The 12,654-nt window shown below is 63.7% G+C and carries 11 protein-coding genes; 9 read left to right on the forward strand and 2 right to left on the reverse strand.

The genetic code is table 11. The annotated features are described in order from the left end of the window. Positions 1-11 precede the first annotated feature (11 nt). Positions 12-659 carry a pentapeptide repeat-containing protein gene (locus tag AC1Q6I_RS02445; RefSeq protein ID WP_024076318.1) on the reverse strand — a complete coding sequence of 216 codons (648 nt, stop codon included), beginning with the start codon at positions 657-659 and terminating at the stop codon, positions 12-14. Between the two features lie 223 nt (positions 660-882). After that, on the reverse strand, positions 883-2,778 hold the full coding sequence (gene exaA, locus AC1Q6I_RS02450; RefSeq protein WP_024076317.1) for a quinoprotein ethanol dehydrogenase: 1,896 nt from the start codon (positions 2,776-2,778) through the stop codon (positions 883-885). Between the two features lie 255 nt (positions 2,779-3,033). Here exaA and pedF point away from each other — a divergent pair, with 255 nt between their 5' ends. From pedF to AC1Q6I_RS02495, 9 genes are all read left to right on the forward strand, one after another. Then, positions 3,034-3,495 carry a cytochrome c-550 PedF gene (gene pedF / locus AC1Q6I_RS02455; RefSeq protein ID WP_024076316.1) on the forward strand — a complete coding sequence of 154 codons (462 nt, stop codon included), beginning with the start codon at positions 3,034-3,036 and terminating at the stop codon, positions 3,493-3,495. A gap of 3 nt (positions 3,496-3,498) precedes the next feature. Then, on the forward strand, positions 3,499-4,374 hold the full coding sequence (locus AC1Q6I_RS02460; protein WP_024076315.1) for a substrate-binding periplasmic protein: 876 nt from the start codon (positions 3,499-3,501) through the stop codon (positions 4,372-4,374). Positions 4,375-4,395: 21 nt separating this feature from the next. Next, positions 4,396-5,157 (forward strand): quinoprotein dehydrogenase-associated SoxYZ-like carrier, encoded by a 762-nt coding sequence (locus AC1Q6I_RS02465; RefSeq protein ID WP_102624305.1) that lies wholly within the window; start codon positions 4,396-4,398, stop codon positions 5,155-5,157. A gap of 16 nt (positions 5,158-5,173) precedes the next feature. Further along, positions 5,174-6,106, forward strand: coding sequence for a quinoprotein relay system zinc metallohydrolase 1 (locus tag AC1Q6I_RS02470; protein ID WP_102624302.1), 933 nt, complete (start codon positions 5,174-5,176; stop codon positions 6,104-6,106). 135 nt (positions 6,107-6,241) lie between these two features. After that, the gene (locus tag AC1Q6I_RS02475) at positions 6,242-8,017 is read left to right on the forward strand and encodes a PQQ-dependent methanol/ethanol family dehydrogenase (RefSeq protein ID WP_102624301.1); all 1,776 of its coding nucleotides are present in this window, start codon (positions 6,242-6,244) and stop codon (positions 8,015-8,017) included. 121 nt (positions 8,018-8,138) lie between these two features. After that, positions 8,139-9,659: an acetaldehyde dehydrogenase ExaC gene (gene exaC, locus AC1Q6I_RS02480; protein ID WP_024076311.1), complete on the forward strand. Its 1,521-nt coding sequence runs from the start codon at positions 8,139-8,141 to the stop codon at positions 9,657-9,659. Between the two features lie 254 nt (positions 9,660-9,913). Further along, positions 9,914-9,985: a pyrroloquinoline quinone precursor peptide PqqA gene (gene pqqA, locus AC1Q6I_RS02485; protein ID WP_010209364.1), complete on the forward strand. Its 72-nt coding sequence runs from the start codon at positions 9,914-9,916 to the stop codon at positions 9,983-9,985. Between the two features lie 127 nt (positions 9,986-10,112). Beyond that, positions 10,113-11,276, forward strand: coding sequence for an alcohol dehydrogenase-like regulatory protein ErcA (gene ercA / locus AC1Q6I_RS02490; RefSeq protein WP_024076310.1), 1,164 nt, complete (start codon positions 10,113-10,115; stop codon positions 11,274-11,276). Further along, positions 11,260-12,630, forward strand: coding sequence for an ATP-binding response regulator (locus tag AC1Q6I_RS02495; RefSeq protein ID WP_024076309.1), 1,371 nt, complete (start codon positions 11,260-11,262; stop codon positions 12,628-12,630). Before ercA ends, AC1Q6I_RS02495 begins: the two co-directional genes overlap by 17 nt. Positions 12,631-12,654 lie beyond the last annotated feature (24 nt).

Here is a 12,654-nt window from a genome sequence, read left to right on the forward strand (position 1 = left end):
ATCGTGGTGGTCTAGCGATTCCAGGTGGTAGGACAGTCTTTGCAGCCTTCCATATTGGCATCCTGAAAGTTCGCATAGTGCTGGCGACTGCCGGTGAGCGTGGCCTGTTCCAGGTTGCTTTCGCCGAACTTGGCTTCCTGTAGATTCGCATCGCTCAGGTCCGCTCCTTGCAGGTCGGCCTTGCTCAGCCAGGTCATTTCCAGGTCGGCGGCACGCAGGTTGGCCTTGTGCATTTTTGCCCCCGACAGCCGTGCGAATTGCAGGTAGGCCGCGCTGAGGTTGGCGTTTTCGAACTGTGCGCCCTGGGCAAACAGACCCCAACCCTGGATCGCCATCAGCGTCGCGCCGGTGAAGTCGGCCAGGCGCAGGTTGCTTTGCTGCAAGCTGGCGCGGGTCAGGTTGGCGCCCTGCAACCGGGCTTTTTCCAGGTTGGCCAGGTCGAGGTTGGCATGGCGCAAATCGGCGTCGCGCAGGTCGGCACCGGCCAGGTTCATTCTGCTCAGGTCCTGGTTGCTGAGGTTGGCGCCCTTGAGGTTGGCGCCGGGGCATTGGCTGTGTTCGGCGATCGTACAGCCGTTGACGACCAGTGGGGCGTCGTCGCCGTCGTCGGCGTGCGCCAGGGGCAGGGAGAGCAGGAGTAACAAGGGCAGGTAGTTCATCGTGCAACCTCTAGGGATCCTGTGGGGAGCGGGTTTACTGTGGCAAGCGGGCTTACTGTGGCGAGCGGGCTTGCCCCGCGTTCGGCTGCGCAGCAGTCGTAGAGCCTGAGCGCACGGTGCTGCTGGAGAAATGCCGGGGCCGCTTCGCAGCCCAGCGCGGGGCAAGCCCGCTCGCCACAGGAGCCTGCTTACTGCAAAAGGCGGCCCGGCATTCTCGCAGGGGTTATTTTTGCGCGGTTTTCTGATCCCAGCTCGGGATCTTGAACACCCAGAACGACCCGCCTTGCGCCACCGGCTTGGTCAGCTCGGCCATGTCGCCGCCCCACAACGGCACCGCGCCGCCATAACCGACGGTGACGCCAATGTACTGCTCGCCATCCTGTTCCCAGGTGATCGGCGGCGAGACGATGCCGCTGCCGGTCTGGAACTTCCACAGCTCCTTGCCGGTTTTCGCGTCGAAGGCCTTGAAGAAACCATCGCCGGTCCCGGTGAACACCAGGTTGCCCTTGGTCGCCAGCACGCCGGCCCACAACGGCAGGTGTTCCTTGTGTTCCCACACCACCTTGCCGGTAGTGGGGTTCATCGCGCGCAGGGTGCCGACGTGGTCCTCATACATGCGCTTGATACGAAAGCCCATGCCCAGGTAGGCCGAGCCCTTCTTGTAGTTGACCTCTTCGGTCCAGTATTCCTCTTTCCACTGGTTGCCCGGGATGTAGAACAGGCCGGTGTCCTGGCTGTAGGCCATGGGGTTCCAGTTCTTGCCGCCCAGGAACGGCGGAGAGACCTCCACGGGTTTGCCCTTGGTTTCACCCGGCAATGGCTTGGCCGGGCGTTGGCCTGGGTTTTCCACGGGGCGGCCGGTCTTCAGGTCGATATGGCTGGCCCAGGTAATGTTGTCGACAAACGGGAAGGCGTTCTGCAGCTTGCCGTTGTTGCGGTCGACCACGTAGAAGAAGCCGTTGCGGTCGGCGTGGCCGGTAGCCTTGACCACTTTGCCGTCCTTGTCCTTGTAGTCGAACAGCACCAGTTCGTTGTTGCCGGAGAAGTCCCAGGCATCGTTCGGCGTGTGCTGGTAGAACCATTTCACTTCACCGGTGCTCGGGTCGACGCCGACCTGGCCGGAGGTGTAGAGGCTGTCGAAATCGTGGGGGTTGCCGTCCTTGGAGGTGCGCGCCCAGGTGTTCCACGGGCCGGGGTTGCCGGCGCCGACGATGATGGTGTTGGTCTCGGCATCGAAGCTCGCGCTCTGCCAAGGTGCGCCGCCGCCGTGGCTCCAGGCCTCGACCTTGCCGGTTTCGGTGGTCGGGTCATCCGGCCACGACGGGGCTTTCACGTCGCCGGTCGGCGTGCTGTCCTTGCCGTTGAGGCGGCCCATATGGCCCTCCACGAACGGACGCATCCAGACCTCTTCGCCGGTGTCCGGGTCACGCGCAAACAGCTGGCCGACCACGCCGAACTCATCGCCGGAGCTGCCGTGGATCAGCAGCACCTTGCCGCTGACCTTATCCTTGATCAGCACCGGGGCGCCGGTCATGGTGTAGCCAGCGGCGTGGTCGCCGAACTTCTTGTTCCACACCACTTTGCCGGTGTTCTTGTCGAGGGCGATCAGGCGCGCGTCGAGGGTACCGAAGTAGATCTTGTCGCCGAAGATCGCCGCTCCCCGGTTGACCACGTCACAGCAGGGGCGAATGTTGTCGGGCAGGCGGTGATTGTAGGTCCACAGGCGCTTGCCGGTCTTGGCGTCGAGGGCGAACACGCGGGAGTAGGAACCGGTCACGTAGACCACGCCGTCGCTGACGATGGCCTGGGATTCCTGGCCGCGTTGTTTCTCATCGCCGAACGAGTAGGACCAGGCCGGGGTGAGCTTGAACACGTTCTTGTCGTTGACCTGGGCCAGCGGGCTCCAGCGCTGGGCGTTGGTGCCCATGCCGTATTGCAGCACGTCCTGGGTGGTCAGGTGGTCGTTGGCGATGTCTTCCCAGGTGACGTTGCGGGTTTGCTTGGCCGCAGGCTCGGCGGCGGCATAGCCCGCGGCACTGAGGGACAGGCTGCCCACCAGCACGAAGGCTTGCACGGCAAGGCTTAAAGGTGAGAGGGCGGGTAGCGATCTTATTGTCATGGTTGCAGTTCCCAGTGGAGGTTTTGGCCTGCACAGGGTGGAGCGTCAGGGGGCCGGACGGATACGGAAAAATGCCCGCTGTGGCCGGGAAGACTTCCCGTGGCGCCGCTGTTTTAGGCGTGCCCCACAAGCCCTACTACCAAGGGAGGATAAGCCGGCCACCAAAGCAGCATACGGCCCATGCCCCGGGGTTTCTAAGATGGTTGCCATAGCCTCTGCAAGGAGGTTTTGCGTGCAATCCTGAGGGCAAAAATAATGACAACAAAACACAACGCCTTGCTTGTCGCCGGGCTGTTGGCCGGTGTGATCGCTGCGGGCTCCGCCTGGGCCCATGGCAACGTGGTCCCGCAAGCCGTGGAAACCAAGGGCCTGACCTCGATCAAGGACGCCGGCGTGCCGGTCAACGAAGACGGCTGGGCGGCGGTCAATCCGTACCGCACCTCCCCTGAACACGACCGGGCCGTGGAAATCGGCTCGTCCGCCTATAACCAGAACTGCGCCGCCTGCCACGGCCTGGAAGCCAAGTCCGGCGGCATCGCCCCCGACCTGCGCATGCTCGACGTGGGCGAAGCCGGTGATGAGTGGTTCGTCGAGCGCGTGCGTCATGGCGCGGTACGCGACGGCCGGGTGTATATGCCGAAGATGGCCGACTACCTGAGCCAGGAAGCCTTGTGGGCCGTGCGCACCTACCTGGACACCGTGCACGTCGAGGAGTAAGCCATGCGCCTGTTCGCTTATGTGCTTGGCCTGGCCCTGCTGTGTTGCCAGACGGCACAGGCACAGGTGCGCAGCTATGACCAGATGATCGCCGACGGCGAACTGAAAGTGGCGGTGTACAAGGACTTTGCCCCCTACAGCTTTGAAGACGGCGCCACCCCGCGTGGGGTCGACGTGGAGCTGGCCCAGGCCCTGGCCAAGGCGCTGGGGGTGCAACTCACGTTGATCTGGGCGCCGGCCGGCGAGAAGCTTGACGACGACCTGCGCGACTACATCTGGCGCGGCAGCCCGTTGCACAACCAGCAATTGGCCGACCTGATGATGCGCGCGCCCTACGACCGCGATTACGCGCAAAAGCGCAATGACCAGGGCGAGCTGGAAAACGGCCATGTGGTGATGTTCGGGCCTTACCAGAACGAACAATGGCAGGTGGCCTACGATCGCCGGCGCCTGGACAAGGTCGCCAGCGTGGCGGTGTTCGAGCAGCACCCGGTCGGCGTCGAAGTCGACAGCGTGCCGTCGTTCTACCTGACCTCGGTGTTCAACGGCATGCTTGCCGGCAAGACCCATCACTACCCCGGCGTGCCCCAGGCCTTTGCGGCGATGAAGGCCGGCGAGGTCGATGCGGTGATGGCCATGCGTGGCGAAATCGACTGGCAGGTGCATGAGGCCCACGACCCGCAACTGGCCCTGGCCGAGAACGCCTACCCGAACATGGGCAGGCAACGCTGGGAAATCGGCATGGCGGTGCATGAAAGCAATCGCCAGTTGGCCTACGCGGTGGAAGAGGCCCTTGAAGGCTTGATCCGCGACGGTTCGCTGCAAGCCATCTACAGCCATTACGGCCTGCAATACGAAGTGCCCGAGATGTACCAATAGGAGCAGGCGATGATCTGGCGACTGAACGTGCGACTGAGCTGCCTGCTGGCCTGCTGGTTACCGCTGGCGGCCCACGCCGTGGACGTCGAGCCAGGCAAGGACCCGGTGCCGTCGGTGATGTGGGCGTTCTACCACAAGCAGTTTCTGGCCGAAGCGCCGTTTGTGTTCGACGAACGGGTCAAGCTGCTGACGCCGCCGTTTGCCGAAGATGCGCGCCAGGTGCCGCTGGAGATCGACGCCCGGGCGTTCAAGGGCCATGTGCTGAAAATCCTCGCCTGGGCCGAGCTCAACCCATTGCCGAAGATCGTCGACTTCCAGCCCAAGGCCGGGGTGCTGCCGTGGCTATCGCTGCGGATTCGTATCGAACAGGCCACGCCGTTGCGCGCGGCAGTGCTCACCGACGACGGGCTGTGGCACGTCGGCTCGACCCTGATCGATGCGGCCGGCGGCGGCTGCACCGCGCCCAGCGTGGTACGCACCCAGCCCGGCTGGGAAGAACACATCGGTGAAGTGCTCGGCGGGCGTTACCCGCGTGGCGAGTTCAGCCGGGTGCGCGTGCAGGTGGCGCATCCGATGGACAACGGCATGGTCAGCGGCATCCCCGAGTTCTACCTCAACCATGCGCAACTGCGGGGCCAGGACGGCCAGGTGCTGGCCGAGCTGGAGCTGTTCCCGGCGGTCAGCGAAAACCCCAACCTGGCCTTTGATATCGACGCCCCAGGGCCGACCCGCCTGGTGTTGCGCGACAACAGTGGCAATGAATTCGACGCCGCCATTCCCTGACCAGAAGGAGCGCGGCATGCGCTGGATTCTATTGCTGTGCCTGAGTTTGAGCCTGCCCGCGCTGGCGGACCTGGACTACGCCCTCAAGCCACGGTTGATCGCCGATGACACCTGGCTGCTCGAAGGCAGTACCGACAACTTCGCCAAGGCCAATGGCGGCAATATCGTCAACACCGCTTTTATCGTCACCGAGGCGGGCGTGGTGGTGATCGACACCGGCCCGTCGCGGCGCTACGGCGAAGCCATGCGCGAGGCCATCGCCCGCGTCACCCCCAAGCCGGTGATCCAGGTGCTGATTACCCACCATCACCCCGACCATGCGCTGGGCAACCAGGCGTTCAAGGACGTGCCCATCGGCGCCCTGGCCGACACCACGCGCCTGCTGCATGAGCAAGGCGACGGCATGGCGGAAAACCTCTACCGCATGGTCGGCGACTGGATGCGCGGCACCGAGGTGGTGTTGCCCACCCAGGTGTTGGAACCCGGTGTGCTGAGCGTTGGCCGCCACGACTTGCGTCTGCTCGCATTGACCGGCCACACCGGCGCCGACCTGGCCATTCTCGACCAGAACACTGGCGTACTGTTTACCGGCGACCTGGTGTTCTACCAACGCGCGCTTACCACGCCCAACAGCCCTGGGTTGACGGCGTGGCTGGCCGACCTCGACACCCTGCAAGCTTTGCCCTGGACGTTGATCGTGCCCGGCCACGGCCCGGTCGCCAGTGACGCGCAGCCCTTCGCCCAGATGCGCGACTACCTCACCTGGCTCGACCAGCTGCTGCGCGACGGTGCCGCCCAGGGCAGCGACATGGCCGAGATGATCCGCAGCCCCATTCCCGAGCGTTTCGCCGCCATCAGCCTGAGCCGCTACGAACTGATCCGCAGCGTCAGCCACTTGTATCCGCGTTATGAGCGCGAGCAGATGCAACGCGTCGACTCGGCGCACTGAGCGGCCATACCCGCTACTAAGGAACTAGCAATCTCGATACTGCGGTCAATTGTGACAACTGCCCCTGCGCCCAAGAATCGCTACCAGACCGGGAAAATTTCCCGGGTATAACAAAAAACCGCAGAGGTAGCCGTCATGACCCAACCCGCACGCCGCCAACCCTTCGCCTTGAGTGTGTTGCTCGGTGCCATTCTGTTATCCGGCCAAGCCATGGCCGCCGTGACCGACCAGGACATCCTCCAGGACCCGAAAAACCCTGGGCAGATCGTCACCAACGGCCTGGGCGTGCAGGGCCAGCGCTACAGCCCGCTCGACACCCTCAATGTGGACAACGTCAAGGACCTGCGCCCGGTCTGGGCCTTCTCCTTTGGCGGCGAGAAACAGCGCGGCCAGCAGGCGCAGCCGATGATCAAGGACGGGGTGATGTACCTCACCGGTTCCTACTCCCGGGTGTTCGCGGTGGATGCGCGCACCGGCAAGAAGCTCTGGCAGTACGATGCGCGCCTGCCCGATGACATCCGCCCCTGCTGCGACGTGATCAACCGTGGTGTGGCGCTGTACGGCGACCTGGTGTTCTTCGGCACCCTCGATGCCAAGCTGGTAGCGCTGAATAAAGACACCGGCAAAGTGGTGTGGAGCAAGCAGGTTGCCGACCACAAGGAAGGTTACTCGATCAGCGCCGCGCCCCTGGTGGTCAACGGCAAGCTGATTACCGGCGTGGCCGGTGGCGAATTCGGCGTGGTGGGCAAGATCCAGGCCTACGATCCGAAAAACGGCGACCTGCTGTGGATGCGTCCAACCGTCGAAGGCCATATGGGCTATGTCTACAAGGACGGCAAGGCCGTGGAGAACGGCATTTCCGGCGGCGAGGCGGGCAAGACCTGGCCTGGCGACCTGTGGAAGACCGGCGGCGCGGCGCCATGGCTGGGCGGCTACTACGACCCGGAAACCAACCTGCTGCTGTTCGGCACCGGCAACCCGGCGCCGTGGAACTCGCACCTGCGCCCCGGCGACAACCTCTATTCATCCTCGCGCCTGGCGCTGAACCCGGATGACGGCACCATCAAGTGGCACTTCCAGAGCACGCCCCACGACGGTTGGGACTATGACGGCGTGAACGAGCTGGTCTCCTTCAACTACACCGAAGGCGGCAAGGAAATCAAAGCGGCGGCCACCGCCGACCGTAACGGCTTCTTCTACGTGCTCGATCGCACCAACGGCAAGTTCATCCGTGGCTTCCCGTTTGTCGACAAGATCACCTGGGCCAGCGGCCTGGATAAGGACGGCCGGCCGATCTACAACGAAGCCAGTCGCCCAGGCGCACCGGGCGGTGAAACCAAAGGCACCTCGGTGTTCGTCGCGCCGGCGTTCCTCGGCGCGAAAAACTGGATGCCGATGGCCTACAACCGTGACACCGGGCTGTTCTATGTGCCGTCCAACGAATGGGGCATGGACATCTGGAACGAAGACATCGCCTACAAAAAAGGCGCGGCGTTCCTCGGGGCGGGCTTCACCATCAAGCCGTTGAACGAAGACTACATCGGCGTGCTGCGCGCCATCGACCCGAAGAGCGGCAAGGAAGTCTGGCGCCACAAGAACTTCGCGCCGCTGTGGGGCGGGGTGCTGACCACCAAGGGCAACCTGGTGTTCACCGGCACGCCGGAAGGTTTCCTGCAGGCGTTCAACGCCAAGACCGGCGAGAAGGTCTGGGAATTCCAGACCGGTTCCGGCGTACTCGGTTCGCCTGTGACCTGGGAAATGGACGGCGAACAGTACGTCTCGGTGCTCTCCGGCTGGGGCGGCGCGGTGCCGTTGTGGGGCGGTGAAGTGGCCAAGCGCATCAAGGACTTCAACCAGGGCGGCATGCTCTGGACCTTCAAGCTGCCCAAAGAACTGGTCGCCAAACACTGAATCTACGACCAAATGACAAGAGCCCCCCTGCCAACGGCGCATTCGCCCGGCAACGGGGGCTCTTTACTATCGGGTCATCGCCTGTTGACCGACAGGCCCGGACCCAGACAGAGGCCTTAACATGATCTACGCACAACCTGGCACCCCTGGCGCCATCGTCAGCTTCAAGTCGCGCTACGGTAACTACATCGGCGGCGAATTCGTCGCGCCGCAGAGCGGCCAGTACTTCACCAACACCTCGCCGGTGACCGGTGAGCAGATCGCCGAATTCCCGCGCTCCAACGCCGCCGACATCGACAAGGCCCTCGACGCCGCCCACGCCGCCGCTGACGCCTGGGGCAAGACCTCGGCCCAGGATCGCGCCTTGGTGCTGCTGAAAATCGCCGACCGCATCGAACAGAACCTCGAAGTGCTGGCCGTGACCGAAAGCTGGGACAACGGCAAGGCCGTGCGCGAGACGCTCAACGCCGACGTGCCCCTGGCCGCTGACCACTTCCGCTATTTCGCCGGGTGCATCCGTGCCCAGGAAGGCGGCGCCGCCGAGATCAACGAACACACCGCTGCCTATCACTTCCACGAGCCATTGGGTGTGGTCGGGCAGATCATTCCGTGGAACTTCCCGCTGCTGATGGCGGCCTGGAAACTCGCCCCGGCCCTGGCCGCCGGTAACTGCATCGTGCTCAAGCCGGCAGAGCAGACGCCGCTGTCGATCATGGTGTTTGCCGAGTTGATCAATGACCTGCTGCCACCGGGCGTGCTGAATATCGTCCAGGGCTTTGGCCGCGAAGCCGGCGAAGCGCTGGCCACCAGCAAGCGCATCGCCAAGATCGCCTTTACCGGCTCGACGCCCATCGGCGCGCACATCATGCATGCGGCCGCCGAGAACATCATCCCGTCGACCGTGGAACTGGGCGGCAAGTCGCCGAACATCTTCTTCGAAGACATCATGAACGCCGAGCCACAGTTCATCGAAAAGGCCGCCGAAGGCCTGGTGCTGGCGTTCTTCAACCAAGGTGAAGTGTGCACCTGCCCGTCGCGGGCGCTGGTGCAGGAGTCGATCTACGACGACTTCATGAAAGTGGTGATGAAGAAGATCGTCAAGATCAAGCGCGGCAACCCGCTGGACACCGAAACCATGGTCGGCGCCCAGGCGTCCGAGCAGCAATACGACAAGATCCTGTCCTACCTGAAAATCGCCCAGGAAGAGGGCGCCGAGTTGCTCACCGGCGGCGCGGCCGAGCGCCTGGAGGGGGACCTGTCCAGCGGTTACTACATCCAGCCGACCCTGCTCAAGGGCCACAACAAGATGCGCGTGTTCCAGGAAGAAATCTTCGGCCCGGTGGTGGGCATCACCACCTTCAAGGACGAAGCCGAAGCGCTGGCGATCGCCAACGACAGCGAATTCGGCCTGGGTGCCGGGCTGTGGACCCGTGATATCAACCGTGCCTACCGCATGGGCCGGGCGATCAAGGCCGGTCGCGTGTGGACCAACTGCTACCACCTGTACCCGGCGCATGCCGCGTTTGGCGGCTACAAGAAGTCCGGCGTGGGGCGTGAGAACCACAAGATGATGTTGGATCACTACCAGCAGACCAAGAACCTGCTGGTGAGCTACGACATCAATCCGTTGGGGTTCTTCTAACCCTCCGATGCAACGCGGTCCCCTGTGGGAGGGGGCTTGCCCCCGATAGCGGTGTGTCAGTCACAGCTGTTTCAGCTGACACGCCCTCATCGGGGGCAAGTCGAATCGTCGCACCGCCCCTCCCACATGTTGCTCCCTGTACGTTCGCGACTAATGCAGTGCCCTCACTCGTTCGAAAGTAGCATTCGCACCCCCATCCCTCCATGCATTAATGCCTTCACCGGAATCTTCCGGCACAACAAGAGGATCGCCCCATGTGGACTAAACCCGCGTTTACCGACCTGCGTATCGGCTTTGAAGTGACCATGTACTTCGCCAGCCGCTGATCCACCCCCGGCCAGCCACGCGCTGGCCGGGCTCGTTTTGGGAATGACCCTTTGGTCTGATTGCATTCGTCCGCGAATGGGTTAGTGTGAAGTGCATCTCCCAAAAATAATAACAACAGGCTTTCCAATGAGCCCAAATCTGAGCCTCCTGCGTAAATTCGTCTCGCCTGAAATCATCTTTGGTGCCGGCTGCCGGCACAACGTCGGTAATTACGCCAAGACCTTTGGTGCGCGCAAGGTCCTGGTGGTCAGCGACCCTGGTGTGATCGCCGCGGGTTGGGTGGCCGATGTGGAAGCCAGCCTGCAAGCCATCGGCATCGACTATTGCCTGTACAGCGACGTGTCACCCAACCCGCGCGTCGAAGAAGTGATGCTGGGCGCCGAGGTGTACCGCGACAACCATTGCGACGTGATCGTCGCCATCGGTGGCGGCAGCCCCATGGACTGCGGCAAGGCCATCGGCATTGTGGTCGCCCATGGGCGTAACATCCTCGAATTCGAAGGGGTGGACACCCTTCGCGTGCCCAGCCCGCCGTTGATCCTGATCCCCACCACCGCCGGCACGTCGGCGGATGTCTCGCAGTTCGTGATCATTTCCAACCAACAGGAACGCATGAAGTTCTCCATCGTCAGCAAGGCGGTGGTGCCGGATGTGTCGCTGATCGACCCGGAAACCACGGCCAGCATGGACCCGTTCCTGTCCGCCTGTACCGGTATCGACGCGCTGGTGCATGCCATCGAAGCGTTCGTGTCCACCGGTCACGGCCCGCTCACCGATCCCCATGCGCTGGAAGCCATGCGCTTGATCAACGGCAACCTGGTGCAGATGATCGCCAACCCTGGTGACATTGCCCTGCGCGAGAAGATCATGCTCGGCAGCATGCAGGCCGGCTTGGCGTTCTCCAATGCGATCCTCGGCGCGGTGCATGCCATGTCCCACAGCCTCGGCGGGTTTCTCGACCTGCCCCATGGCTTGTGCAACGCGGTGCTGGTGGAACACGTGGTGGCGTTCAACTACAACTCGGCGCCGGAGCGTTTCAAGGTGATTGCCGAGACGTTCGGCATCGACTGCCGGGGCCTCAACCATCGGCAGATTCGTGGGCGGCTGGTGGAGCATCTGATTGCCCTGAAACACGCGATCGGCTTTCACGAAACCCTCGGTTTGCACGGGGTGCGCGTGGCGGATATTCCGTTCCTGTCCCAGCATGCCATGCACGACCCGTGCATCCTCACCAACCCCCGTGAGTCGAGCCAGCGTGACGTCGAGGTCGTCTATGGCGAAGCTCTCTGACGACCAGCAGCGCGCCCTGGCCGGGTTGCTGGGGCTGGGCGACCAGTCGGCGCGCAAGAGCCATTACCCGGAACTGACCGCGCGGCTCGATGAGCTGGAGGCCGAACGCAAGCGCTACATCCGCCTTAACGATGAGCTGGAGCAACGGGTGGCGGCGCGCACCGATGAGTTGCTGGAAGCCAACCGCAACCTGCAACAGCAGATCGCCCAGCGCGAACAGGTCGAACAGGAACTGCGCGATGCCCGCGATGCCGCCGAGGCCGCCAACCGCAGCAAGGACAAATACCTCGCCGCCGCCAGCCATGACCTGTTGCAACCGCTCAACGCCGCGCGCCTGTTGATCGCCACCCTGCGCGAACGCAACTTGCCCAGCGTCGAGCAGGTGCTGGTCGAGCGCACCCACCAGGCCCTGGAAGGCGCCGAGGATTTGCTCACAGACCTGCTGGATATCTCGCGGCTCGACCAGGCCGCGGTCAAGCCGGATGTGGCGGTGTATCGCCTGGATGAACTGTTTGCGCCGCTGGTCTCGGAATTCCAGTCAGTGGCCTTGGCCGCCGGGCTCAATCTGCGCGCGCATACCGGCCACTACGCGATTTGCACCGACTTGCGCCTGGTCACGCGCATCCTGCGCAATTTCCTCAGCAACGCCTGCCGTTACACCGACGACGGCTGCATCCTGCTCGGCGCGCGCCGCCGTGGCGACCGCCTGCGCCTGGAAGTGTGGGACACCGGGCGCGGCATCCCGGCCGATCGGCTCGACGCGATCTTCCTCGAATTCAACCAGCTGGACGTCGGCCGTGCCTCGGACCGCAAGGGCGTGGGCCTGGGCTTGGCGATTGTCGAGCGCATCGCCGAGATCCTCGGCTACCCGGTGGCGGTGCGCTCGTGGCCGGGGCGCGGGTCGATGTTCAGCATCGAAGTGCCCATCAGCGAGGACATGCCGTTGGCCATCAGCCAGCTGCCGGTGCAAGCGACGACGGGCAACCCCTTGCCGGGGCGGCGTTTGCTGGTGCTGGATAACGAACTCAGCATCCTGGAAAGCATGAGCGCGCTGCTCGGCCAGTGGGGCTGCGAGGTGGTTACCGCCACCGACCAGGCCGGCGCCTTGCTGGCGTTGCAGGGCAGGGCGCCGGAGTTGATCCTGGCGGACTACCACCTCGACCACGGCGTGGTGGGTTGCGAGGTGGTCAAGTACCTGCGCGAGCACTTCGACCAGCCGATTCCCGCGGTGATCATCACGGCTGACCGCACCGACCAATGCCGGCGCATGCTGCGGCGGCTGGACGCGCCATTGTTGAACAAACCGGTCAAGCCCGGGAAGTTGCGGGCGGTATTGAGCCAGTTATTGGCCTAGGGTCTTGATACCTGTCAACACCGC

The sequence above is a fragment of the Pseudomonas sp. MPR-R2A5 genome (assembly GCF_058793055.1).